This is a genomic window from Agathobaculum desmolans ATCC 43058, assembly GCF_000701665.1.
In the GTDB taxonomy this organism is placed as follows: domain Bacteria; phylum Bacillota; class Clostridia; order Oscillospirales; family Butyricicoccaceae; genus Agathobaculum; species Agathobaculum desmolans.
In genome coordinates this window covers 20,101-44,727 of record NZ_JNJN01000006.1, presented here as the reverse complement: position 1 = coordinate 44,727, position 24,627 = coordinate 20,101, and the positions used below count along the sequence as shown (strand labels likewise).

The 24,627-nt window shown below is 55.6% G+C and carries 20 protein-coding genes and 2 pseudogenes; 14 read left to right on the top strand and 8 right to left on the bottom strand.

All coding sequences use genetic code 11. The features are described from left to right. Nucleotides 1–10: 10 nt before the first annotated feature. Genes whiA through ymfI form a run of 4 tightly spaced genes read left to right on the top strand, consistent with a single transcriptional unit; the run spans nucleotide 11 to nucleotide 6,152 of the window. Entirely contained in the window at nucleotides 11–904 is an 894-nt protein-coding gene (gene whiA, locus T363_RS0103030; RefSeq protein ID WP_031473116.1) for a DNA-binding protein WhiA, read from the top strand. Beyond that, the gene (locus T363_RS0103025; RefSeq protein ID WP_031473115.1) at nucleotides 905–4,420 is read left to right on the top strand and encodes a DNA polymerase III subunit alpha; all 3,516 of its coding nucleotides are present in this window, start codon (nucleotides 905–907) and stop codon (nucleotides 4,418–4,420) included. Between the two features lie 42 nt (nucleotides 4,421–4,462). Next, a complete protein-coding gene (pfkA, locus tag T363_RS0103020) occupies nucleotides 4,463–5,437 on the top strand; it encodes a 6-phosphofructokinase (protein ID WP_031473114.1) in 975 nt (324 codons plus the stop codon). 1 nt (nucleotide 5,438) lies between these two features. Further along, a complete protein-coding gene (ymfI, locus tag T363_RS0103015; RefSeq protein ID WP_031473113.1) occupies nucleotides 5,439–6,152 on the top strand; it encodes an elongation factor P 5-aminopentanone reductase in 714 nt (237 codons plus the stop codon). Between the two features lie 192 nt (nucleotides 6,153–6,344). Here ymfI and T363_RS0103010 read toward each other — a convergent pair whose 3' ends face one another. After that, nucleotides 6,345–6,917 carry an N-acetylmuramoyl-L-alanine amidase family protein gene (locus tag T363_RS0103010; protein WP_031473111.1) on the bottom strand — a complete coding sequence of 191 codons (573 nt, stop codon included), beginning with the start codon at nucleotides 6,915–6,917 and terminating at the stop codon, nucleotides 6,345–6,347. An 86-nt stretch (nucleotides 6,918–7,003) separates the two neighbouring features. On the opposite strand from T363_RS0103010, the gene T363_RS0103005 reads away from it, so the two are divergent. From T363_RS0103005 to T363_RS0102985, 5 genes are all read left to right on the top strand, one after another. Next, entirely contained in the window at nucleotides 7,004–7,870 is an 867-nt protein-coding gene (locus T363_RS0103005) for an NAD(P)H-hydrate dehydratase (RefSeq protein WP_051643048.1), read from the top strand. 37 nt (nucleotides 7,871–7,907) lie between these two features. Then, complete coding sequence (locus T363_RS0103000) at nucleotides 7,908–8,453, top strand: hypothetical protein (RefSeq protein ID WP_034971509.1); 546 nt, start codon at nucleotides 7,908–7,910, stop codon at nucleotides 8,451–8,453. Between the two features lie 19 nt (nucleotides 8,454–8,472). Then, entirely contained in the window at nucleotides 8,473–9,594 is a 1,122-nt protein-coding gene (gene alr / locus T363_RS0102995) for an alanine racemase (protein WP_031473108.1), read from the top strand. 163 nt (nucleotides 9,595–9,757) lie between these two features. Next, nucleotides 9,758–10,120 carry a type II toxin-antitoxin system PemK/MazF family toxin gene (locus T363_RS0102990; RefSeq protein ID WP_031473107.1) on the top strand — a complete coding sequence of 121 codons (363 nt, stop codon included), beginning with the start codon at nucleotides 9,758–9,760 and terminating at the stop codon, nucleotides 10,118–10,120. Nucleotides 10,121–10,221: 101 nt separating this feature from the next. Further along, nucleotides 10,222–10,800, top strand: a complete 579-nt coding sequence (locus T363_RS0102985; protein ID WP_031473106.1) for a hypothetical protein — start codon at nucleotides 10,222–10,224, stop codon at nucleotides 10,798–10,800. 6 nt (nucleotides 10,801–10,806) lie between these two features. On the opposite strand, the gene T363_RS0102980 is transcribed toward T363_RS0102985, so the two are convergent. After that, complete coding sequence (locus T363_RS0102980; RefSeq protein WP_031473105.1) at nucleotides 10,807–12,117, bottom strand: DUF1015 domain-containing protein; 1,311 nt, start codon at nucleotides 12,115–12,117, stop codon at nucleotides 10,807–10,809. Nucleotides 12,118–12,457: 340 nt separating this feature from the next. Here T363_RS0102980 and ptsP point away from each other — a divergent pair, with 340 nt between their 5' ends. After that, on the top strand, nucleotides 12,458–14,170 hold the full coding sequence (gene ptsP / locus T363_RS0102975; protein ID WP_031473103.1) for a phosphoenolpyruvate--protein phosphotransferase: 1,713 nt from the start codon (nucleotides 12,458–12,460) through the stop codon (nucleotides 14,168–14,170). Between the two features lie 67 nt (nucleotides 14,171–14,237). Here the strand turns inward: ptsP and T363_RS0102970 are convergent, their stop codons facing one another. Next, entirely contained in the window at nucleotides 14,238–14,453 is a 216-nt protein-coding gene (locus T363_RS0102970) for an alpha/beta-type small acid-soluble spore protein (RefSeq protein WP_031473101.1), read from the bottom strand. Nucleotides 14,454–14,718: 265 nt separating this feature from the next. On the opposite strand from T363_RS0102970, the gene T363_RS0102965 reads away from it, so the two are divergent. Beyond that, complete coding sequence (locus tag T363_RS0102965; protein WP_242840215.1) at nucleotides 14,719–17,301, top strand: translation factor GTPase family protein; 2,583 nt, start codon at nucleotides 14,719–14,721, stop codon at nucleotides 17,299–17,301. 71 nt (nucleotides 17,302–17,372) lie between these two features. Beyond that, entirely contained in the window at nucleotides 17,373–17,801 is a 429-nt protein-coding gene (locus T363_RS0102960; protein ID WP_031473097.1) for an RrF2 family transcriptional regulator, read from the top strand. A gap of 354 nt (nucleotides 17,802–18,155) precedes the next feature. On the opposite strand, the gene guaA is transcribed toward T363_RS0102960, so the two are convergent. Together guaA and T363_RS0102950 are read right to left on the bottom strand one after the other, a co-directional pair. Beyond that, nucleotides 18,156–19,445: a glutamine-hydrolyzing GMP synthase gene (gene guaA, locus T363_RS0102955; RefSeq protein WP_031473095.1), complete on the bottom strand. Its 1,290-nt coding sequence runs from the start codon at nucleotides 19,443–19,445 to the stop codon at nucleotides 18,156–18,158. Between the two features lie 115 nt (nucleotides 19,446–19,560). Beyond that, on the bottom strand, nucleotides 19,561–20,412 hold the full coding sequence (locus T363_RS0102950; protein WP_031473093.1) for a LysR family transcriptional regulator: 852 nt from the start codon (nucleotides 20,410–20,412) through the stop codon (nucleotides 19,561–19,563). Nucleotides 20,413–20,537: 125 nt separating this feature from the next. On the opposite strand from T363_RS0102950, the gene T363_RS0102945 reads away from it, so the two are divergent. Further along, on the top strand, nucleotides 20,538–21,431 hold the full coding sequence (locus T363_RS0102945) for an NAD(P)/FAD-dependent oxidoreductase (protein WP_031473091.1): 894 nt from the start codon (nucleotides 20,538–20,540) through the stop codon (nucleotides 21,429–21,431). Between the two features lie 23 nt (nucleotides 21,432–21,454). Beyond that, nucleotides 21,455–22,486, top strand: a complete 1,032-nt coding sequence (locus tag T363_RS0102940; protein WP_031473089.1) for a YeiH family protein — start codon at nucleotides 21,455–21,457, stop codon at nucleotides 22,484–22,486. A gap of 313 nt (nucleotides 22,487–22,799) precedes the next feature. On the opposite strand, the gene T363_RS0102935 is transcribed toward T363_RS0102940, so the two are convergent. From T363_RS0102935 to T363_RS14370, 3 genes and pseudogenes are all read right to left on the bottom strand, one after another. Further along, nucleotides 22,800–23,792 carry an alpha/beta hydrolase gene (locus T363_RS0102935; protein WP_034971516.1) on the bottom strand — a complete coding sequence of 331 codons (993 nt, stop codon included), beginning with the start codon at nucleotides 23,790–23,792 and terminating at the stop codon, nucleotides 22,800–22,802. 55 nt (nucleotides 23,793–23,847) lie between these two features. Further along, nucleotides 23,848–24,006, bottom strand: a pseudogene (locus T363_RS0102930) (carboxymuconolactone decarboxylase family protein); the annotation flags it as partial. Nucleotides 24,007–24,048: 42 nt separating this feature from the next. Beyond that, nucleotides 24,049–24,562, bottom strand: a pseudogene (locus tag T363_RS14370) (flavodoxin family protein). Nucleotides 24,563–24,627 lie beyond the last annotated feature (65 nt).

Here is a 24,627-nt window from a genome sequence, read left to right as displayed (position 1 = left end):
GGAGAAAACGATGTCCTTTTCATCCGAGGTAAAAAATGAGCTGTGCCGTATATCCATGCAGCGCAGTTGCTGCACACGGGCAGAGGCATACGGTGCATTGCTTCATGCTTCGGTGTTTTCGCATAAGGAGATCCGTCTCTCTGCGGAGAACACCGCTGTGGTGCGCCGCTTGCAGGCGCTGCTGCAGCGGGCGTTTTTCGTTTTGTGCGAGCCGCAGCAGGCGGGCAGGAAACAGCAGCTTGTGATCACGCAAAGCGGAGAGATCGGTCGGATCTTTGACGGGCTGGGATATGACCGCAAAAGCCATATTGCCTATCACCTGAATCGGAATATCATTGAGGAGGACTGCTGCATTGCTGCGTTCCTGCGTGGGGCATTCCTGATGGCAGGAACGGTAGCCGGGCCGGATAAGAAAAGCCATTTGGAGCTGAAAAGCACACGGCAGAGCTTGTCCGGAGAAGAGACAAGCCTGCTGCTCGAGCTGGGTCTGTCGCCCAAGCAGGCGCGGCGCGGCAGCGCATGGCTGCTCTATTTCAAAGACAATGCCGGTGTGGAGGATTTTTTAACGCACATCGGCGCGCCGCATGCAGCAATGGAATTGATGGAAGCCAAGGTGGAAAAGAATCTGCGCAATACGATCAACCGGCAGGTCAACTGCGAAACAGCGAATCTGGTCAAAACCGCGGATGCCGCAGCACGGCAGATCGCCGCGATCCGTGCAGTGCTGGAGAGCGGCGGGGAGGAGGCCTTCCCGGAAGCGCTGCGTGAAACGGTGCGGCTGCGTCTTGCTTACCCAACGGACAGCCTTGCGGAGCTGGCACAGCGGTTTGATCCGCCGATTTCAAAGCCGGGGCTGAGCCATCGATTGAAAAAGATTACCGAATTTGCAATAAAGGAGAGCTAAATGGTACCATTTGCGCATTTGCATGTACATAGTGAATATAGCCTGCTGGACGGCGCATGCCGGATCGAGGGGTTGGTCGATCGGGTGGCGGCACTCGGGCAGACCGCCTGCGCACTGACCGATCATGGTGTGATGTACGGTGTGATTGATTTTTATCGTGCCTGCAAGGCCAAGGGGATCCATCCGGTCATCGGCTGTGAGGTTTATTTGGCGCCTCATTCGCGTTTCGACCGCAGCTATGTGAATGGGGAGTGGCACAGCCATTTGATCCTGCTGTGCGAAAATATGACCGGCTACCGCAACCTGATCCATATGGTATCGCTGGGTTTCTCCGAAGGCTTTTACATGAAGCCGCGCATTGATATGGAATTGCTGCGGCAGCACAGCGAGGGGCTGATCTGCCTGTCGGCTTGTTTGGCGGGTGCTGTTCCGCGGGCGTTGGCAGACGGGGATATGGACGGGGCCTATGAACTGTGTGAGGAGTTCCTTGAAATATTCGACCGTGATCATTTTTATCTGGAGGTACAGGATCACGGAATCGATATCCAGAAAAAAGTAAACGACGGGCTGTTTCAGCTCGCAAAGGAATTGGATATCGGTCTTGTTGCAACAAATGACGCGCACTACCTTTCCCGTCAGGATGCCAGAATACAGGATGTTCTCATGTCCATCCAGATGGGAAAAACCGTGGATGATCCCACGCGGATGAAGTTTGAAACGCAGGAGTTTTACATCAAGGACGCGGACGAGATGGCAGCGCTGTTTCCTGAGCATCCCGAGGCACTGGCCAATACGGTAAAGATCGCGGAGCGCTGTCAGGTGGAATTTGAATTCGGCAAATATCATCTGCCTGAATTTGATGTGCCTGCGGGATACACAGCACTGGAATACCTGCAAAAGCTGTGTGCGGAAGGCTTTGCGCAGCGTTATCCGGAGGATGACGGCACGGTGCGTAAGCGTTTGCAATATGAAATCGATATGATTGCCAAGATGGGGTTTGTCGATTACTTTCTGATCGTTTCGGATTTTATCGGCTATGCCAAGCGGCAGGGCATACCGGTCGGACCGGGGCGCGGGTCGGCCGCAGGTTCGATCGTGTCGTACTGTCTGGGTATCACAGATCTGGATCCGATCCACTATTCGCTGTATTTTGAACGGTTCCTCAATCCGGAGCGCGTTTCCATGCCGGATATCGACGTGGACTTCTGCTATGTGCGCCGGCCGGAGGTCATTGAATACGTTACGAGCAAATACGGCAAGGACCGGGTGGCACAGATCGTTACCTTTGGCACGATGGCGGCGCGCGGCGCGATCCGCGATGTGGGACGGGCGCTGAACATTCCCTATAACGAGGTGGACGCCGTTGCCAAGCAGGTGCCGAACGAACTGCATATCACGATCGATAAGGCGCTGGCGATCAATCCTGAGCTGAAAAAAATGTATGATGAAGCGCCGCAGGTACGCGAGCTGATCGATACTGCGCGCGCACTGGAAGGCATGCCGCGGCACGCTTCGACTCATGCCGCAGGCGTGGTTATCACCAAGGATCCGGTGGATACCTATGTGCCGCTGGCGCGCAACGATGAGCAGATGGTTACACAGTTTACCATGGTTACACTGGAGGAGCTGGGGCTGCTCAAGATGGATTTCCTTGGTCTGCGCAACCTGACGGTTATCGCGGATGCAGAAAAGATGATCCGCCGCCATACGCCGGATTTTGACATTGAAAAGGTGGATATGAATGATCCGGCGACCTATGAGATGCTCGGCCGCGGCTCAACAATGGGTGTGTTCCAGCTGGAAAGTGCGGGCATCACCAATGTCGTTACCGGTTTGCGCCCGCAGTCGATCGAGGATATCACGGCGGTTGTGGCGCTGTACCGGCCGGGGCCGATGCAGTCGATCCCGCGGTATATCGAGTGCCGCCATCACCCGGAGAAGGTGACGTACAAGCATCCGCTGCTGGAACCGATCCTCAAAGTCACTTACGGCTGCATGATCTATCAGGAGCAGGTCATGCAGGTGTTTCAGTCGCTCGCGGGGTATTCGCTCGGCAAGGCGGATATGGTGCGCCGCGCGATGAGCAAAAAGAAAATGAAGGAGCTGGAAAAGGAACGCGTCACGTTTATCCACGGCGACGAGACGCAGGGGATCGACGGGGCGGTCAAACGCGGTGTGCCCGAGTCGGTTGCGGCCAGCCTGTTTGATGAAATTATGGATTTTGCCAACTATGCCTTCAACAAGGCGCATGCCGTGTGCTATGCAGTGGTCTCATTCCGCACTGCGTATCTGAAGTGTCACTATCCGCGGGAGTATATGGCGGCGCTGCTGACCAGTGTGCTGGATTCATCGGACAAAATTTCGGAATACATTCAGGCCGCGCGGGAAATGGCTATTCGCGTGCTGCCACCGGATGTGAATGAGTCTTACGACAGCTTTTCGGTTTCCGGGCAGGATATCCGATTTGGTTTGGCGGCGGTTAAGGGCGTGGGGCGCAGCTTCATGCGGCAGTTGGTTGAAGAGCGGGAGAGCGGCGGGCTGTTTGGCTCGTTTCAGGATTTTTGTGAGCGGATGTACGACCGCGAGCTCAACCGTCGGGCACTCGAGAGTATGATCAAGGCGGGGGCGTTTGATTCCATGGGCTACCGCCGCAGCCAACTGCTGAAAATCGCAGGTGCGGTCGTGGACGCGGTCGCGCAGAGCAGGAAAAAGAATATTGAAGGGCAGATGGATCTGTTCGGCATGGGGAATGACGCCGTGCAGGACAGCCAGATCGCGCTGCCCGATATCCCCGAGGTGTCCAAGCGTGAGCTGCTTTCGATGGAGAAGGAAACGACCGGTCTGTATTTGTCCGGGCATCCGATGGACGAATACCGCACGCTGGCGCGTAAGGCGGATGCCGCCGCGATCCGCCGGATCATTGACGATCTGGGCGGCGAGAGCGAAAAACCGGTGTTCCGCGACGGGATGACCGTGCGGCTGGCCTGCGTTATCACGGCGGTGCGGCTCAAATCCACCAAAAACGGTGCGATGATGGCTTACGTGACCGTGGAGGATGAGACGGCTTCGATTGAACTGGTCGTATTCCCGCGTTCGCTGCAGCAGTGCGGCGCATACCTGACGGAGGACAGCGCGGTGCTGCTGACCGGGCGGATTGACACCCGTGAGGACGAAGCCCCCAAGGTGCTGCTGGACGAAGCACAGCCGCTGACCGAAAGTGCGGTGGACAGTATGCAGGCGCGCAGTGACCCGGCTCGGTCGGTGTATACCGATCAGCAGGCGGCCAAGCTGGCACCGCATAAGCTGTTTCTGCGTATTGGCAGCATGAAGAGCGATGAGTGGCCGCGGATCAAAGCAGCGCTGCTGACGCAGCCGGGGGATACGCCGGTTTATCTGTATCCAATGGATACCAGAAAAAAAACATTGGCCAAGCGCACGTACTGGTGCCGCCCGGATGTGGCGTTTTTGGAAAAATTACGCTTCCTCTTGGGCGAAGAAAATGTTATACTACAATAAAAGGATACGGCAACAATACAGCACCGATACAGGAGGTTTATTATGGAAAAACAGATTCGCAGAATTGGCGTGCTGACGAGCGGCGGCGACGCGCCCGGGATGAACGCAATGATCCGGTCGGTCGTTCGTACAGCATCGGCGCATGATATTTCCGTGCTGGGCATCCGGCGCGGATACAGCGGCCTGATCAACGGCGATATCATTGAGATGGGCGCGCGCAGCGTGGACGGCATCATCCGCCGCGGCGGAACCATGCTGTACACTGCGCGCTGCAAGGAAATGCTGACCGAGGAAGGCCTGCAGAAGGCAGCGGATACCTGCAAGTATCTCGGCATTGACGGCCTGATCTGCTGCGGCGGCGACGGTACATTCCGCGGCGCGCAGGCGCTGTCCCGCAAGGGGGTACCCTGCATTGGTGTGCCCGGTACGATTGATAATGATATCGTTTGTACAGACTATACCATCGGCTTTGATACGGCCTGCAATACGGCGATCGAGTGCATCGATAAGCTGCGCGATACCATGCAGTCGCATGAGCGCTGCTCGGTGGTTGAGGTCATGGGACGCCGGGCAGGTCATCTGGCGCTGCAGGTTGGCTGCGCGGTGGGTGCAACAGCGATTTGTCTGCCGGAGCGTAAGCTGGATTTTGACACGGATATCGTGGAAAAAATGCGCATCGGGCGTATCAAAGGCCGCAACCATCATATTATCATCGTGGCGGAGGGGTATGGCTCCGCACAGGAGGTTGCCGACCAGATCCACGAAGCGACCGGCATTGATACCCGCGTGACCATTCTCGGACATATCCAGCGCGGCGGTTCGCCGACGGCAGAGGATCGCGTCATGGCGACCCGCATGGGTTACGCGGCTGTTCGGGCGCTGATGGAGGGCAAGACCAACCGCGTGGTCGTGCTGGATAATAATATCGTGACCGATCTGGATATTGAGGAAGGTCTGTCCCGCAAGAAGGATCTGAACCAGTGCCTGTTTGAAGCGCAGCAGACGGTGGCGATCTGATATGCCGCAGACCGTTTTGATCACCGGCGGCTCCCGCGGGATCGGTGCAGCCTGTGTGCGTGCGTTTGCGGCAGCCGGATGGAATGTGGCGTTTACCTATCGGGAAAGCCGCGCACTGTCCGGTGCGCTGGCGGAAGAGACCGGCGCATTGCCGCTTTGCGCGGATCTGCAGGACAGCCGCGCCGCGGCTCGTGCTGTAAGCGAGGCGCAGAGGCACTTTGGCGCATTGGATGCGGTGATCTGCAACGCGGGTATTGCGCAGCAAAAAATGTTTCAGGACATTACGGATGCGGATTGGCAGCAGATGCTGGATGTGAACCTGCTGGGTGCAGTGCGTACGATCCGGACGGCTCTGCCCGAGCTGCTGCATCGCAAGCGCGGCAGCATTGTAACGATTTCCTCCATGTGGGGACAGACAGGTGCGTCCTGTGAAAGCCACTATGCAGCAAGCAAGGCGGCGCTGATCGGGCTGACCAAATCGCTTGCACTGGAGCTTGGGCCGAGCGGTATCCGTGTTAACTGCGTAGCGCCCGGTGTCATCGGTACGGATATGAATGCCGTGCACAGTGCGCAAACCATGCAGGAGCTGGCGGAGGAGACGCCGTTGGGGCGGATTGGAACGGCGGATGAGGTTGCCGCAGCCGTGCTGTTTCTATGCTCGGAGCAGGCATCGTTTGTGACCGGGCAGGTGCTTGGTGTGACCGGTGGGTTTTGAATAGGATGACATGGTGCTGCGGCAATGCGCCTGCAGCAGAAATTGCAGCTTAAAGCATAAAAACCGGGGACAGAAGCCTCGGTTTTTATGCTTTGGGAGAAAATTGTGTTTTGTGCAGAGCGTTTGCTCAGTGTTTGTCTGCGTTCAGTCGCAGCACGGCAGAAAAAAGGATTTTCCGCGACGGCCACCGGATTACAGCGGCGCAAAGCCGAAATAGCTGAGCAGACCGTTATAGATCCCCTGCGCAAACCCGAAGGGATCGGATTCCAGACGGCGGGCATCCTCCTGGTTGCTCAGATAGGCCAGCTCGACCAGAATTGCCGGCATTTGCGTGCGCCGCAGCACATACAGGGCAGGATTCAGCCGCACACCATTGTCCTTGGTGCCGGTGCGTGCGACAATGCCGTTCAGCACGTGCTGCGCCAGCCAGTAAGGCTGTGAGTTGGTACGGTATACATATACTTCGCTGCCGTTGATGGCCGGATTGGGATTGGAATTGCAGTGGATGCTGATAAAATAATCCGCCGGCCAGTTGTTTGCGGCGCGGACACGGGCAGCCAGACTGGTGCTGTTGCTGGTGCCGAGCACTTCGTCCGGCGTATTGCGGCTCTGCCGCACCTCAAAGCGCGGGTCGTCGCGCAGCAGGCCGGCCAGATACAGGCCGACAGCATAAGTGATGTCCTGTTCGCGCAGTCCATTGCCTTCTGCGCCGGTGTTGGGGCCGCTGGGATTGTGCCCCTGATCAATAAAAATACGGATCGCCAAGCAGATCACACTCCTTCTGTGCATTGTATGCGGCAGAAAGAAGTGTGGTGCGGCGAGAATTGCTGTGGGAGGGGAGCGAAACAGATATGATAGAACTGGATCAGGCCTATATCGACCGTCTGATCCCGCCGCGCCGGGCGGAATCCGATAAAAATGACTACGGACGCGTGCTGTGCGTCTGCGGCTGCGTGGGGTATACCGGCGCAGCATATTTTGCAGCGCAAGGGGCGGTGCGCATGGGAAGCGGTGTGGTAACGCTGGCGGTACCGGAGCAGGCATGGCCGACGCTGGTCGTTAAGCTGAATGAGCCGGTGGTGCGTCCGGTACCCGGCGGAGCGGACGGCACGCTTTCTGCTGATGCGCTGCCGTCTTTGTTGGCATTGGCGGAAAAAGCAGATGCTATGCTGATCGGCTGCGGACTGGGGCGCTCGGCCGGGGTGGAGGCGGTGGTATCCGGCCTGCTGCGGCAGGCAGCGTGCCCGATCGTTTTGGATGCAGACGGCATAAATGCCGTTGCGGCGCATAAGAATATCTTACGGCAGACAGCTAAGCCGGTGATCCTGACACCGCACGCCGGGGAATTTGCGCGCCTGAGCGGAATGCGCACGCCTTCTGCGGAGGAATTGGCGGCTTTTGCCTGTGAAATGCGCTGTGTTCTGCTGTATAAAGGCCACCGCACGCAAATTTATACGCCGGACGGCACGGCTTACCGGAATCATTCGGGCAATCCCGGCATGGCGAAGGGCGGCAGCGGCGATGTACTGGCGGGGATGCTGGTATCGCTTTGCGGACAGGGGCTGCGGGCGGAGGATGCGGCCTGCGCGGCAGCATGGCTGCATGGACGTGCGGGTGACTATGCCGCGAATGCATACAGCGAGTACGGTATGACGCCGGGGGATATGCTCGGGCAGCTTGCGGTGCTGCTCCGGCGTTACAATACGAAGGAGTGGTGAACTTCTGAACAGGTTACGATACGCGGCGGTGCTATTGGTGCTGCTCATGCTGTCCGGATGCGGAAAGCCTGTGGACAGCAGTCAGGTACGGGCGCATTTTGAAACACTGGACGGCTTTACGGCACAATTGAAAATTATTTCCGATCTGGATGGATCGGTGCTGGAATTTGAAAGCGAGTACGCGTATAATAGAGAAGATGCCGATTCCTTTACGATCACGGCACCGGAATCGGTTGCCGGGATCGGCGGGACGATCGCCGGGGAGGACAGCGCTTCTCTGGTGCTGCAGTATGACGGCTTGGCATTGGAGCACGCCATGCCGCAGCGCACCGGATTGACACCGGCGGATGCGCTGTTCTGCTTGCTGTGCGATCTGCGCATGGCTGAACCGGCGCAGATGTGGACCGAGCACACGGACGGACGTGCGCTGCTGGTGCTGCGGTATGAGGGAGAAACGGACGGCGAGCGGGTCGAAAAGCAGGTCTGGCTGACTGAACAGGGCTTGCAGCCCGTTTGTGCGGAGCTGTATGCGGATGGCACGCGGGTGCTGACCTTGCAGGTTACAGCATATCAGGAAACATAAATATGGGGATGAATGAAACATGAAACCGAGCAAACACCGCACTTGGGCGCAGATCGATCTGGGTGCGATCGAACATAATTACCGTGTGATCTGTGCGCAGGCAAAGTCGCCGGTGCTGTGCGTTGTCAAGGCGGATGCCTATGGTCACGGTGCAGTGCCGGTGGCACAGCGGCTGCAGGCGCTGGGAGCGCCGTATTTTGCGGTGGCTACCGTGCCGGAGGCAGTGGAGCTGCGGGAAAACGGCATTACCAAGCCGATTCTTATTTTGGGCTATGTGGATGAAGCGGATATGGATACGATCGCGCGGGAGCACATTACCGCGCCGGTGTATGATGAGGAAACGGCGCAGTTGCTGTCGGCAGCAGCCCGGCGCACGGGAGAAACGATCACCGTGCACATCAAGCTGGATACAGGGATGACCCGGCTTGGCTTCCCTGCGTGGGAGCGGGAGCGCACCGTGCAGCGTATTTTATCCTGTGCAGCTTTGCCCGGTCTGCATGCAGAAGGGATATTTACCCATTTTGCCGTGTCCGATGTGCCGGAGGGGACGGAATACACGGCATTGCAGTATGAACGCTTTGCCGCAGTTTGTGAGGATTTACAGCGCGCCGGTTTAGCGCTGCCGCTGCGGCACTGTGCCAACAGCGGTGCGATACAGCATTATGAGCGGATGCACTGTACGATGACACGGGCGGGCATTATTCTGTACGGCTGCCGCCCGGATTGCTCGGTGCCGCCGGTGCTGGATCTTCATCCGGCGATGACGGTAAAGGCGCGGGTCGTGCAGGTGCGCGAGATCCCGGCACATACCACGATCAGCTATGGACGTACCTTTGAAACCGATGCGCCGACACGGATTGCGGTGGTTTCTATGGGGTATGCGGATGGATTCCTGCGCACAGGCTCAGGACGGGCGCATGTTGTGCTGAACGGGCAGTGCGCTCCTGTGCTGGGGCGGATCTGCATGGATATGTGCATGGTACAGATCCCAGAGGGCGCACAGGTGCGCCGCGGGGATGAGGTAACGGTGTTCGGGCCGTCCGTGTGGACAGCGGAGGATACCGCGCAGGCTGCGGGCACGATTTCGTATGAGGTGATCTGTGCGGTGAGCAGCCGTGTACCACGGTTTTATGTAGGATGACAAGACGGTAAATTGCGGCATAAACTGGGGATGGGAAGCAATGCATTCCCATCCCCTTGTATTTTGCATTGTACAAATTTGCTGTGCCGGTTATATTTTGCGGCAGCACGGGGAAAATAGGTTTGCGGGTAACGCAAATCTATTTTATCGGAGTGTGACCAACGTGGATACTAATATCAAACGGGGCGATATTTACTACGCCGACCTCAGTCCGGTAGTCGGCAGCGAACAGGGAGGGGTTCGTCCGGTGCTGATCGTGCAGAACAACGTCGGCAACCGATACAGCCCGACCGTGATCGCAGCCGCCATTACATCGCAGGTCAATAAGGCGAAAATGCCGACGCATATTACGCTCGGCGCACCGCATTACGGCCTGACCAAGGACTCCATTATTTTGACCGAGCAGATCCGCACGCTGGATAAGCGCCGCCTGCGCGAAAAGATGGGATCACTGGATGCGGGCGCGATGCGGCATGTGGATGAGGCGTTGGCTGTCAGTTTTGGTTTGGGTTCTATACAGGGCTGAAGCGTCATATGTTCAGAACAAAGCGCGTATCCTGTTGGTAGGATACGCGCTGTTTGTTTGCGGTTGGGAAGCGGCAACGTTTGAATCGGGAGGGCTGGAAAATGCAGACGGAAGTGTATTTTGCCGGCGGTTCGGTGGGTAAACTGGACTGGGAGGCGGATGCGCGCGGCGTACAGGTCGATCTGGACTGCACGTTGTGCGGCGAGGGGGAGCTGCTGCGCTGCTATGGGGAGTGGGCGTCCGGCGCGGTGCTGCGGATCGGCCTGCCTGCGCCGGAGGACGGGCGGCTGCGTTTGCGGCGGCGCCTGTCAAGGGAGACCTTGAAAACGGCGGGGTGCCCGGCAGCAGTGCCGCAGCGGGTATATCTGGCGGCTGCACCAGAGCCGCCGGTGATCCGGCGCAATCCGGCATCCAAAGCAGAGGAAATAGAACAAACGGCGGAACCGGCACAGGCGGAACCTTTGTTTACTGTGCAAACCGGGGATACCGTGTTGGATGCGCTGTTGACGGAAGGTGTGGTGCAGATCGAGCGGGAGGGAGATGTATTACGGCTTTCCTGCCCGTTTGCATCCGATCGCCCGTTTGCACTGACCCCGGCTTTTGTGCTGTGCTCGGTGCGGGGAGAGCGGGCGGAGCTGCGGTGGGAAGCAAAGGGGCGCAGTCCGGAGACTGCGCCCTGAAGCGGTTTACTTGACAATGGCCTTGGCTTCCATGTAGTAGCGCTTTTCGTGCGCTTCGCCCATGGAGAAGGTTTTGCGGGGAAGGACACCGTCGAACACAACGCCGCGGAACAGATCGTTTTTCGCAATATCCGGCAGGATAAAGCCCAGATTGCCCGGCTTGGCGGTCAGATCCCGGATCACGTCCTCACCGTGGATATAGTCGATTTTGACTGACGGGTGGGATTCCAGATAAGCGTCCAGACCGGTCTGCATGGTCGCTACCGGAATGGACCACTTGGGATTTTCCACAACCAGCACGCCGGTTCGGTCTGCGGAACGGAATGGATAGCAGTGTGCGCTGTCGTCTGCGGGTACCTGCTCGGCAACATAGGCGCGGCAGCCCTGCGACTGATAGAAGGCGGTCAGTTCAGTCAGCAGGTTTTCGGTCTGCACGCCGAACAGGATACGGTGGATCGGTTCGATGATCAGGCTTTCGTCGTGGATATTGACCACTTCGACCAGCACGTAGCGTGCAGGATGGTCTGCTTGTTCTTCGGCAGTCAGTCCCTGCTTAACCTCCTCCCAGTAGGCCTTGGCGGTCGCCATGGAATGGTTGCCGTCGCCTACTGCGTAGGGCAGGAGGGCTTGTGCATCGGTGCAGCCATATTTGCGGTTGAACGCGCCGCGGTCGCACAGTGCCTCCAAACCAGCTTCGATTGCATCGGTTTCCGCGCCCTGCGGAATGAACCAACCGGTGATATGGCCGCCGTTCTGCATCAGGTCGGTATCATACAGCTTGGAAAACGAAGCGGTTTTATCGAAGAGCGGTTCAATGATGCGGCGATCGGGATCATCGATCAGGATCATAATGTGCGGCAGCTCGATGCAGGCGCCCTGCCGCACTTTTAAGCGGGGCGGGATGCGCTCAACGACGGTTTTTTCGGTCGGGCGGATCAGCGAAGCCGAACCCGCGGTGTATTCATAGGCCTCCAGATCTACGGCCAGCACAACGCCGCGGCGCGGGCAGTTACCGCCCGACCAGCGTTCGGTCAGCACAACACCGGCCGGCAGGGTGCGCAGGGTGCCGTTCTGCATATAGTCCTGCATGGTGCGGTGGATGGTTGCAGTGCGGTCGGCCACATCGGCATCTTCCAGATAGACCTCGGGCAGGGTCAGGCGCAGCGTAGAGGGCGCATCGCCGACCGTGCGGTCGGTTTCTTCCCAGTAATCCGGCTGTGAGGTATACTGGTCACAGGCAATGACAGCCCACTTGGAAAGATCGGTTCCTTCTTTCGGGAACAGGATCGAAGGGATACGGGTGCAACGGTTTGCCATGGTTGGAATTCCTCCTCATAAAGCATTTGGAATGATATCAGTATAGCAGAAAATATCCTGTCCAGCACGCTATTTTTACTTTTTTTCAAAAGGATTTCCCTTTGTGCGGAAAGATTTGGCGAAGCGGACAATTCGGGGGGATGACGTATGTGGAAAACAGGTGAATTACACAAAGGGATGCGATATGCCGGCATTCGGTAATACGAGTAAAAATACAGTAAAATAGAAGATAAATTCAGTAAAAGCGATAGCGAGGAACGTCTTGACGTATTAAACAATTTAACGTAAAATAAAGATAAGGGATTTGTTTATGGCTTACAAGTAGTGGGAGGAAATGTTCATGGTTAAGTTTAAGGCGATCGGTGTTTCGGAAGGCCTTGCACACGCAAAGGCGCTTGTAATTAAGGAAGAAGACCTGAGTGTAGTAAAAAATACGATTACGGATGTTGCGGCGGAGCAGCAGCGCGTGACGGATGCGGTGGACAAAGCGAAACGGCAGATCGAAGCGCTGCGGGATGAGGCGGAAAAGACCATCGGTGCGGCGGAGGCGGAAATTTTTGACGCGCACCTGATGATGCTGGATGATCCCGATTTTGTGGAAGGGATGACAAATCTGGTTGCGGATGATAAGGTGTGTGCAGAATACGCGTGCTTTGTCAACTGCGAGAATTTCCAGGCGATGTTCCGCGCGATGGACAGCGAATATATGCAGGCGCGTGCGGCTGATATCGGTGATATTTCCAAGCGTGTACTGAAAAACCTCAAAGGGATTGCGGATAATGCGATCGATGCGATCACGGAGCCGTGCATCTTGATTGCAAATGATCTGACACCGTCCGATACAGCAAAAATCGGCAGCAAGCCGGTAGTCGGCTTTATCACCCGGATCGGCGGGCGGACGAGCCATTCCGCCATCATGGCGCGTTCGATGGGCATCCCGGCGGTGGCTGGCGCAGGTGATAAGGCGGATGGGATCGCAGATGGAACCAAGCTTCTGCTGGATGGCGCGGCAGGCGAGGTGATCGCGGCGCCGGACGCGGAAACGCTGGCGCAGTTTGAAGAAAAGAAAAAGGCGGAAGATGCACGCCGTGCCATGCTGGCGCAGTTTAAGGACCGCGAGGGCGCAACGAGCGACGGACGCCGCATCGTGATCGAAGGCAATATCGGTACGCCGGATGACGCGGTGCGTGTGGCAGAATTGGGCGGCGAAGGTGTTGGCCTATTCCGTTCGGAATTCCTGTTTATGGACCGCAATGACCTGCCGAGCGAAGAGGAGCAGTTTGAGGCATATAAAACGGCCTGCCAGACAATGGCAGGCAAGCCGGTCATTATCCGCACGCTGGATATCGGCGGCGATAAGGAGGTGCCCGCGCTGGAGCTGGAGAAGGAGCAGAACCCCTTCCTCGGTTACCGTGCGATTCGCATCTGTCTGAATAAGACCGACCTGTTCCTGACCCAGCTGCGCGCCCTGCTGCGTGCGGCGCAGTTTGGTGATCTGCGCATTATGTTCCCGATGATCTCGTCGATCGAGGAGATCCGCAATGCCAAGCAGGTGCTCCAGCAGGCTAAGGATCTGCTGAAGGCAGAAGGGGTGCCGTTTAATCCGGATGTTAAGGTCGGCATTATGGTAGAGATCCCGGTGGCGGCTGTATGTGCGGATATGCTGGCTAAGGAAGTGGATTTCTTCTCAATCGGCACGAACGATTTGATCCAGTATTCCTGCGCGGTGGATCGTATCAACGAGAAAATCTCCTATCTGTATCGTCCGCTGCATCCGGGCGTGCTGCGCCTGATCGCAATGACAGCCAAGGCTGCCAACGAGAATGGTATTGAAGTGGGCGTATGCGGCGAAATGGCCGGCACGCCGGGCATGGCGCCGGTGCTGTGCGGCTTGGGTGTGACCAATCTGTCGATGTCGGCTTCTGCAATGCTGGCAGCCAAGGCGGATTTGGCAGCACATTCTTACGCGGAGTGCAAGGAACTGGCGGATAAACTGGTCATGGCGGCCAGCGCTACCGAGGCGGAGCAGATGTTTGCTGCATGGCGCGGTTAAATTAAAAGGAAAAGCGCGTTGTTTTCGGAATTTCCGAAAACAACGCGCTTTTGCTTATACGGAAGGCTTAGCCCTGACCGGCCAGCTTCTGCTCATAAGATTCGATCATCTTCTTGACCATCTGACCGCCAACAGAACCGGCCTGACGGGATGTCAGATCGCCGTTATAGCCCTGCTTGAGGTTGACGCCGACCTCGGCCGCCGCTTCCATCTTAAAGCGATCCATTGCTTCGCGTGCTTCCGGTACCATACCCTGATTAGAGCCGTTTTTCGTGTTCGTCATGATTTGTTCTCTCCTTTTTGTGTTGGTGTTTTGGGTTTTGCTGATAGTATCTTGTGCGAAAATACTGCACATATGTGATGAAATTGATGTGAATCATGGGAAAAGTTGATCTAAATGTGTGAATTCATCAAGAAATGGTACGCTTATGTGAAAAATGCGTGCGGCAGACATAAAACTTTGAAGAGCTGGTGTATAACAGAACTCGACTGCTGCGGTTCTCTGTGGTATACTAAAAAAGAATATGATTGCGGAAGGAGCGGTGTTTGTGAGCAGACAAGCGCCTGAACCGATAAAAAAACATATATGTGCCGGTCTGTTGGCTCACGTGGATGCGGGTAAAACAACGCTGTCCGAAGCGCTGCTCTATCAGGCCGGAGCGCTGAAAAAGCTCGGCCGTGTGGATCACAAAGATGCTTTTTTAGATACTTTTGCGTTGGAACGGGAACGCGGGATCACGATTTTTTCCAAGCAGGCGGAACTGTCGCTGCCGGGAACCAATTTGACACTGCTGGATACACCGGGACATGTGGACTTTTCTGCAGAAATGGAGCGGACGCTGCAGGTGCTCGATTGCGCGGTGCTTGTGATCAACGGTACGGATGGCGTGCAGGCGCACACGGAAACGCTTTGGCGGCTGTTAGAGCGGCACAGGATCCCGGTTTTTTTGTTTATTAACAAAATGGATCTGCAGGGCACCGACCGTACTGCACGGATGCGTGAGCTCAAGAGCCGGCTGGATGAAGCCTGTGTGGACATGACCGCTCCGGCGGCGCAGGAGGAACTGGCGATGTGCGAGGAAACGCTGTTGGAGCGTTATCTGGAAACAGGAAACATTTGCACAGATGAAATTGCGGCGCTGGTTGGTACGCGGCGTGTCTTTCCGTGTTATTTCGGATCGGCACTCAAGCTGGAAGGGATCGATGCTTTGCTGGATGGCGTGGATCGGTATATGCCCGCCCCGGCATACGGCACGGATTTTGGTGCTCGCGTTTTTAAGATCGCGCGGGATACACAGGGCAACCGCCTGACATATTTGAAAGTGACTGGCGGCGCATTGGCTGTGCGCACCTTATTGTCCGGTGAGGAAGACGGCGGGTGGCAGGAAAAGGTCAATCAGATCCGCATTTACTCGGGTGAAAAGTTCCGTGCGGTGGAACAGGCGGAAGCAGGGATGGTTTGCGCAGTGACGGGGTTGACGCACACCCGGCCGGGGATCGGGCTTGGCAGCGCTGCCGGTGCGATACCGCCGGTGTTGGAACCGGTGCTCGGCTACCGTGTTGTGCTGCCCGAAGACAGTGACGCACATACGATGCTGCAGTATTTTCGGCAGTTGGAAGAAGAGGATCCGCAGCTTCGTGTGGTATGGAATGAACGGCTGGGGGAACTGCATGTGCAGCTGATGGGGGAGGTACAGCTGGAGGTACTGTCCCGCCTTGTTGCTGACCGTTTCGGCGTGCAGGTGTCATTTGACGAGGGGAGCATTGTTTACCGGGAGACGATCACATCACCTGCGCTCGGTGTGGGGCATTTTGAACCGCTGCGGCATTATGCAGAGGTACATCTGCTTTTGGAACCGGGTGAGCGGGGCAGTGGTTTGGTTTTTACGGCGGATTGTCCGACCGATCAGTTGGATTTGAATTGGCAGCGGCTGATTCTAACGCATTTGGCGGAAAAAACACATGTGGGAGTGCTGACCGGTGCGCCCGTAACCGATTTGCACATTACGCTGCTGGCTGGCCGGGCGCATGTGAAGCATACCGAGGGCGGTGATTTCCGCGAGGCGACTTACCGTGCAGTGCGTAACGGCCTGATGCAGGCAGATAGTGTGCTGCTGGAACCGTATTATGCGTTCCGGTTGGAGCTGCCCGAGGATTGCGTGGGGCGTGCGATGACTGATGTACAGCGCATGGACGGCACCTTTGATGCACCGGAGCAGACTGCTGCCGGTGCGGTTTTAACCGGCCGCGCACCGGTTGCCTCGATGCGGAATTATTGGACCGAGGTTGCGGCATACACCAAGGGACGGGGACGCCTATCCTGTGTACCGGATGGTTATGCACCCTGCCATAATGCGGCGCAGGTGATCGAAGCGATGGGGTATGATCCCACACGTGATGTGGAAAATACTCCGGATTCGGTATTCTGTGCACATGGTGCGGGGTACGTTGTGAAATGGGATGAAGTACGCGCACATGCACATGTCGATCCTGGTATGCGGCTGGAAGCAGAGCCGGAATCGGATACGGCTCCAATGTTCCGGCCGGGCAGCAGCACAGCTGGTGTGGCGGATGAACGAGAATTGCGCGCTTTGTTTGAACGCACCTACGGGCCAATCAAGGACCGCGGCTTTGAAGCCTTTCAGCAAAGCCGGAAAAAAGCGGAAACTATGGAACAGCTTTATGTAACCCGGATCCGTGCGGACGATTATCTGCTGGTGGATGGTTATAATATCATTTTTGCGTGGGATGAGCTGCATGCGGTGGCGGACGGAGATATCAATGCAGCACGGGAAATGCTGATCAATCGGCTCAGTGATTATCAGGCGGTGCGCAAATGCCGGCTGATTGTGGTTTTTGATGCCTATAAGGTTAAAGGCGGAACCGGATCGGTTGAAAAACGGCATGGGATGCATGTGGTGTATACCAAAGAGGCGGAAACCGCAGACATGTATATCGAACAGGCGTCTTATGACCTGTCGCGTAAGCATCGGGTGCGTGTGGCCACTTCGGATGGGATGGAGCAGATGATCATTCTTGGTCATGGCGCGGAGCGCATTTCCGCTACTGAGCTGCAATGGGAAGTAGAGCAGGCAGAGCGGCATATTCAGAGTGTTATGAAACGCCTGTAAAATCAGTGACAGGATATCCTTGAAATTGGAGTAAAATTGTGGCATAATAAGGGCGAGGGGGGAAACTGCCTATGAAGATTTCGACAAAAGGAAGGTATGCACTTCGTTTGATGATCGATTTGGCACAGCACGATGCGGCAGGTTATATTCCGCTTCGTGATATCTCCAAACGACAGGAGATATCAGCCAAGTATTTGGAGCAGATCGTCGTGCAGCTATCGCGTGCAGGATTTGTTACCTCTACCCGTGGAGCGCAAGGCGGGTATCAACTGGCGAAACCGGCTGCGGATTATACTGTGGGCGATATTCTGCGAATTACAGAGGGACCGTTGGCACCGGTAGCCTGTTTGGCGAAGGATCCGGTGGAGTGTCCGCGGGCGGATGAATGTGTTACGCTCGAGTTTTGGCGCGGATTGTATGATGTTGTCAATCGGTATGTGGATTCTGTTACGTTGGAAGAATTGGTTAATCAAGGAAAAACATTGAATTTTTCAATCTAAATCAATTGATCATTATATCATAAACGGCGGAGGCATCTTGTAGAATGCCTCCGCCGTTTGGCATATGGTTTGCCGTGTACATTGTTATTGCTCGAAATACCAATATGATATGTGCGGTTTATTGCTGCATGCCGAGTGGTATATGGTGTGAATAGATTATGGATGCGGATAGGATTTTGTGAAAAGGCAGCCACTCTGCCAACCGAAATGGTTAACAGAGTGGCTGCCTTTTTGCTTAGATTGCCGAAAAAACACAGTTTTTTACAGATATTCGTAGGCGATGCTGATATTGGTCAATTTCCAAAAGGACGCAACGCCATCAGAAAAAAGATGATTTGTCAGGGGAGGATATCGTTATTCCCATTCGATCGTGCCGGTCGGCTTAGGCGTCAAATCATACAGAACGCGGTTAATGCCCTTGACTTCGCTTGTAATACGGGCAGTGATTTTTTGCAGAAGGGCGAACGGAACATCCTCCACAGTGGCGGTCATTGCATCAACTGTATTGACTGCACGCAGAATGCAGGGCCATTCATCAGCACGCTTGCCGTCTCGTACACCAACCGATTTCAAATCGGGCACAGCAGTAAAATATTGCCATACCTTGCCTTCCAAACCGTTAGCAGCAAATTCTTCGCGCAGGATCGCGTCCGATTCGCGAACCGCTTCCAGACGGTCGCGCGTGATCGCGCCGAGGCAGCGCACGCCCAAGCCGGGGCCGGGGAAGGGCTGGCGGTATACCATGGAATCCGGCAGACCGAGCGCTTTGCCGCAGGCCCGCACTTCATCCTTGAAGAGCATTTTAAGGGGTTCGACCAGTTCAAAGTCCAGATCCTCCGGCAGACCGCCGACATTGTGATGGCTCTTGACTGCTTTCACCGTTTTGGTACCGGATTCGATGATATCGGGATAGATGGTACCTTGTCCCAAAAATGCGATTCCATCAAGCTTGCGCGCTTCCTCTTCAAATACGCGGATAAATTCTGCGCCGATAATCTTGCGCTTGGATTCCGGATCAGCTACACCGGCCAGCTTGTCCAGAAAACGATCTACGGCATCAACGTAGATCAGATTGGCATCCATTTCATCACGGAAGACGCGGACTACCTCCTCGGGTTCGCCCTTGCGCAGCAGGCCGTGGTTGACATGCACGCAGGTAAGCTGCTTTCCAACGGCTTTGATCAGCAGCGCGGCTACCACGGAGGAATCTACACCGCCGGATAATGCAAGCAGCACCTTTTTGTCGCCTACTTGCTGACGGATCAGGTCTACCTGATCGGCGATAAAGTTTTCCATATTCCAGTTTGCCTGTGCGCCGCAAATGCCGAAAACAAAATTGCTCAGAGCCTCTTTGCGTGCTTCGGCATCTACCGGCCATGGTTTGTCACCTTTGTGGTCGGCCAGCAGCACCGGAACCGGCGCATTGTAAATATCCTTGGCAACATCAATTTCCACCCCATCGACGATGCGGTTCGGGCCGCCGTTTAGAATCACGCCTTTTACATTCGGCAGAGCGGCCAGTTCTTCTGCGGTAATATCGTGCGGGTGGATCTCGCTGTATACGCCCAGCGCGCGGATCTCACGGGCAAGGCGCGGGTTTTCATCGCTGCCCAAATCGAGGATCACAATCATATCCTGCTTCATTGCAGTGCCTCCTAATTTGTTTGTATCTTTTATACTATCATAATCCGAATTTTTCTGCAAGACAGCGTCGTCATCCAATCAACAAAAATACGGATGGAAAGCGGAACGACTGCCTTTAGGGATAGCTGAAAAATTCTTCGGCATACTGGGATGCTTTGGTCTGTGGCAGATAAACGATATGAAACTCGTGTGTGCCGGTCAGTGGGGAAGCGGTAAAGTGGGCAAACGTGGGGTCGGCATCTACAACCGCTTGATATAAAAAACTGATCCCATGTTGCGCCGCGATTAAACGGCGGATGAGGGGAAAGCTGCTGATGGTCAGTACCCGCCGGAACGCTGTGGTCTGGTAACCGCATAAATGCAGCTGGCGCTCCAGAATATCCCGCGTGCCCGAGCCGGGTTCGCGCACGATCAGCGATTCCTGCAATACCTCCTGCAGCGGCACTTCCTGTCCGGCAAATGGGTGTTCCGGAGCGCAGATGCCGATAAACGGTTCGGATCGGAACGGCATCCACCCGTAGCGCTGTTTGTCAAACACGCCTTCCAGCACAAGAAAATCCAGTTCATTACGATCCAGCAGATGCAGCAGGTGTGCAGTATTGTCCACAATCAGGGTCATCTCATGCTGCGGATTAGCTGCAAAGTGGAGAACCGCGTCGGGCAGCACATATTCACCGATGGTTTTGGTGGCGCCGATCCGCAGGTGATGCCGCTTCGCATGGCTCATGGCCTGCCGGAGTGTTTCGTAGTTATATTGGATGGAGCGTGCATACTGCTCCAACGTGCACCCGGCTTCCGTCAGGGAAAGCTGCCGGCCGCAGTATCGGAACAGGTGCGTTCGGTATTCCGCCTCCAACGCTTGTATCTGCCTCGTGACAGCCGGTTGGGTCAGATGCAGAAGATCGGCGGCGGCATGGTAATTCATGGTATCGCACAGGGTGAGAAAGGTTTGCAATTTGATGTCCACAGCGTTCCTCCGTTGATAAAAATATATAATCAGATAATAAAGTAAGATAATTTTATTTTATCATAAATCCCTGTTATAATGCAATCAGAGAAAAACAAAGGAAGAACAGGAAAGGCGGTTTACAAATGGAACAGTATGACATTGTGATCATTGGTGCGGGCCCGGCCGGGATCAGCGCGGGGATTTATGCGGTAAGCAGAGGAAAGCGTGTACTCGTGTTGGAGCAAAACCGGGTTGGCGGTTTGATCGGCACGGTGTCGAGCGTGACCCATTATACCGGCATCGTACCGGGGGAGACGGGACGCAGCTTCGCTATGCGGATGCAGCAGCAGGCACAGAGCGCAGGGGTGCCGGTCGCATATGAAACCGTGCGCAGGGTGTGCCTGCGGGGTGATGTGAAAACCGTGGAGACAGAGCGCGCCGTGTATCAGGCAGCAAAGGTGATTCTGGCAAACGGAACCACCCCGCGCACGCCTGCAATAGAAGGGAATCCGGCATTGCTGTGCCGCCGTGCTGCCGAGAATGGGCCGCAGTTTGACGGGAAGAATATCTATGTGGTCGGCGGTGCAGATGGCGCGGTAAAAGAAGCGTTGTATTTAGCGCAGTTTGCCAAAACGCTGACGATCATCCATTTTGAGGATCAGCTTGGCTGCGTGGCGGAATTTCGTGTGCGCGTGGCACACACGCCGAATATTGTTGTAAAAACAGGTATGCGTCTGCACGGCGTTTACGGCACGCAGCAAATCGAAAAAATCGAGCTGCGCCGGGAGCAGGATGGGGCAATAGAAGTGATCGAGGATGCCGGCTGCGGTGTGTTTGTGTATGCCGGCTCGGTACCGAATACGGCTTTGTATCCGGAACTGCATCTCGAAAACGGGTATATTCCGGTGGACAGCAATATGCAGACTGAGATTCCGGGGGTGTATGCGGCAGGCGATATTTGTGTGAAAGCGGTGCGTCAGGTAGCAACGGCGGTGGCAGATGGTGCCGCAGCCGGGATTCACGCGGCGCAGGGCTGAGTGCGGAGGATATAAGGGATATGATGGATTGGATACAGAAGTATGCACGAGGGGGGCTGCTGTGTCTGCTGATTGCTGTGCCGAGCTGGCTGCTGGGGCAGCGGTTTCCGGTGATCGGCGGACCGGTATTCGGCATTGTGGCCGGCATGGCAATGACGCTGTTTCTCAAGGATAAAAGCGGGCTGCAAAGCGGCATTACGCTTGTATCGAAAAAAGTTTTGCAATATGCGGTTGTGCTGCTTGGATTCGGTATGGATCTGAACGTCGTGCTGGAAACCGGTAGACAGTCACTGCCGATCATTGTGAGCACGATCACGACTTCGCTGGTCATTGCCTATGTCCTGCATCGTGTGATGCGTGTGCCGGGTAATGTTGCAGCACTGGTCGGTGTGGGGTCCTCCATTTGCGGCGGTTCGGCCATTGCAGCGACTGCGCCGGTAATCGATGCAGAGGATGATGATGTCGCACAGGCGATCTCGGTGATCTTCTTTTATAATATGTTGGCGGCGTTGTTGTTTCCGGCGCTGGGCGGCATACTGGGATTTTCCCAGACGAGCGGAGAAGCATTCGGCATTTTTGCGGGTACTGCGGTAAACGATACATCCTCGGTCACCGCGGCAGCCGCTACGTGGGATTCGCTGTACGGGCTTGGCTCGGCTACGCTGGATAAAGCCGTAACGGTAAAGCTGACCCGCACGCTGGCGATCATTCCGATCACGCTGGTGTTGGCGCTGCGCCGCGCCCGCACGGCGGAAGTACGGACCGGGGCTTCGTTCCGTCTGCGGCAGGTCTTTCCGATGTTTATTCTGTATTTTGTCGCGGCGTCTGTGATCACAACGGCAGCGCTGCACATGGGCATGGATGCAGCGGTGTTTGCCCCTTTTAAGGTACTCAGCAAATTTTTTATCGTGCTGGCAATGAGCGCTGTAGGGTTGAACACCAATATTGTTCACTTGATCAAGACCGGCGGAAAGCCGCTGGCAATGGGTTTTGCGTGCTGGGTAGGCATTACTGCGGTAACCTTGGGGATGCAGCATGTGCTGGGAATCTGGTAAAAAGAAAGCGTGAAGCAGACAGTGGAGGGGGCTTATCGGCTGGCGGTGCTTTTTGAAGCGCCGCAGCGCGCATAAAACAGCATTGGCATGGTAAAAGCACAAAAGCTGAAGGCGTGTACCTCAGCTTTTGTGCTTAAAAAGAAAAAGTTTTCGTATTGGGAAGATTTCTTGTCTGCGACCCGTGTAATCCAAACACAGATTATCGGGAAAATGAAGTCTTTCGAAAGTCTCCAAGCAGTGTACAGAAGTGTATACATTGCCACCCTTACAAAGGGCGTGTTTCATCAGCTGCGGCTATGCAGCGGTGAATGGGTCATCGCAGATAAGTGCGGAAAAAGGCAGCGATCTTGTCAAAGGGGATGATATCGATCCGGTCGTACAAATCCGTATGTACGGCATGGGGGAGCAGCAGAAGCTCCTTGTTGTCGGCATACGGGTTATCGCGGATCATAGCAGCATAGGCATCCCGGCTGAAATAGCATGAATGCGCTTTTTCACCGTGAATCATCAGCACCGCGCTGCGGATCTCGCTGCTGTAATGCAGGATGGGCTGATTGAGGAAGGACTGACAGCCGGTTACGTTCCACCCTTGGTTGGAATTGAGCGAGCGGGGATGGTAACCGCGTGTGGTTTTGTAGTAGGCATAATAGTCCCGGACGAAAAAGGGTGCATCCTCCGGCAGCGGATCGACAACACCGCCGGCGGCAGCATAGGTGCCGCTGCGGTAATCCGCGGAACGCTGCGCACTGAGCGCTGCTTTTTTCGCATACCGTGCTTCGGCACTGTTTTCATCATTAAAATAGCCGTTGGCATTGACCCGTGCCATATCGTACATGGTCGAGGTAACGGCAGCCTTGATGCGGGGATCGAGCGCTGCCGCATTCAGTGCCATACCGCCCCAGCCGCAGATGCCGAGAATATCGATCCGCTGGGGATCGCTGTTTTCTATGGTAGAAAGATAGTCTACCGCCGCCAGAAAATCTTCGGTATTGATATCCGGAGAAGCAACATAGCGCGGCGTGCCGCCGCTTTCGCCGGTGAAGGAAGGATCAAAGGCGAGGGTCACAAAGCCATATCCGGCGAGCGTCTGCGCGTACAAACCGGAGGATTGTTCTTTTACTGCGCCAAACGGTCCGCTGACGGCGATGGCGGGCAGCGGGCCGGATGCGCCGCGCGGGGTGTACAGGTCGGCCGCCAGCGTAATGCCGTAGCGGTTGACAAAGGTTATTTTCTGATGGTCAACTTGATCGTTTTTGGGAAAGGTTTTATCCCATTCTGCGGATAAATGCAGATTTTCGGTTTTCATCATGTGGATCACTCCTCGGTTTGCCGTACTCGGCTGATAAGTGTAATACTGTCTATGACATGAGCGTACTTACTGTGAGCAGGCTGCGTGTTTTCCGGTCAAGGTCGGTGTTGTTCCAGTTTTCACCGAACAGAATATCGTCGTTAAAATGGGCAAATGCGGGTGCGAAATTGCCAAGCGTGTCGCGGCTGGCTGTTTGTATGATCTTTTCCATGTAAAACCCCCGTTATTTAATGCTGGCGCCGCATGCATATGCCTACTGCAGCGCAGGATGACCGTCGATTTCCCCGGCGTTGTTGACGCCGCCGGCAAAAACTGTTCCGGCCAGTGCAGCTTTTTCAAAGCAGTCGATCCATCCGCACAGACCGCTTTCCGCACGCTGCGGAACGGTGTCATCTTCCTCTGCCGCAGCGGTCAGCAGTATAGATATCCCGGAAAGCGTAGTCGGAAACATAAAGGGAGTTGGCACGGTCAAGAAGGGTTTTCATCTGTCCGCACATTTCAAAATAATAAATAGGGGTGGCAAATGCGATCACATCCGCACAGCGCATCTTTTCCGTGATCGCATTGGCATCATCTTGGATAACGCATTGCTGCGTGCGCTGGCAGGCAAGGCAGCCAGTGCAGAAAGCAATTGCTTTGCCGCGGAGCGTAACCTTTTCCGCCTGATGACCGGCGGCTTGTGCACCGCTTAAAAAGGCATCTGCCAGCGCTTCGGAGTTGCTGTGTGCACGCAGACTGGTGCTGATAACAAGAACTTTTTTGGACATGGTAAACCTCCGTTCTTTGAGATTGACTGTATGTGTTTTTTCTGTTATATTGATGATAATACCTA

Bases quoted from the DNA above. Each gene is read 5' to 3' on its own strand.
- whiA (WP_031473116.1), top strand. From the start codon at position 11: ATGTCCTTTTCATCCGAGGTAAAAAATGAGCTGTGCCGTATATCCATG.
- ymfI (WP_031473113.1), top strand. From the start codon at position 5,439: ATGCCGCAGACCGTTTTGATCACCGGCGGCTCCCGCGGGATCGGTGCA.
- T363_RS0103005 (WP_051643048.1), top strand. From the start codon at position 7,004: ATGATAGAACTGGATCAGGCCTATATCGACCGTCTGATCCCGCCGCGC.
- T363_RS0102945 (WP_031473091.1), top strand. From the start codon at position 20,538: ATGGAACAGTATGACATTGTGATCATTGGTGCGGGCCCGGCCGGGATC.
- T363_RS0102960 (WP_031473097.1), top strand. From the start codon at position 17,373: ATGAAGATTTCGACAAAAGGAAGGTATGCACTTCGTTTGATGATCGAT.
- T363_RS0102980 (WP_031473105.1), bottom strand. From the start codon at position 12,117: ATGGCAAACCGTTGCACCCGTATCCCTTCGATCCTGTTCCCGAAAGAA.
- T363_RS0102940 (WP_031473089.1), top strand. From the start codon at position 21,455: ATGGATTGGATACAGAAGTATGCACGAGGGGGGCTGCTGTGTCTGCTG.
- T363_RS0103025 (WP_031473115.1), top strand. From the start codon at position 905: ATGGTACCATTTGCGCATTTGCATGTACATAGTGAATATAGCCTGCTG.
- T363_RS0102970 (WP_031473101.1), bottom strand. From the start codon at position 14,453: ATGACGAACACGAAAAACGGCTCTAATCAGGGTATGGTACCGGAAGCA.
- guaA (WP_031473095.1), bottom strand. From the start codon at position 19,445: ATGAAGCAGGATATGATTGTGATCCTCGATTTGGGCAGCGATGAAAAC.
- ptsP (WP_031473103.1), top strand. From the start codon at position 12,458: ATGGTTAAGTTTAAGGCGATCGGTGTTTCGGAAGGCCTTGCACACGCA.
- T363_RS0102985 (WP_031473106.1), top strand. From the start codon at position 10,222: ATGCAGACGGAAGTGTATTTTGCCGGCGGTTCGGTGGGTAAACTGGAC.
- alr (WP_031473108.1), top strand. From the start codon at position 8,473: ATGAAACCGAGCAAACACCGCACTTGGGCGCAGATCGATCTGGGTGCG.
- T363_RS0102935 (WP_034971516.1), bottom strand. From the start codon at position 23,792: ATGAAAACCGAAAATCTGCATTTATCCGCAGAATGGGATAAAACCTTT.
- pfkA (WP_031473114.1), top strand. From the start codon at position 4,463: ATGGAAAAACAGATTCGCAGAATTGGCGTGCTGACGAGCGGCGGCGAC.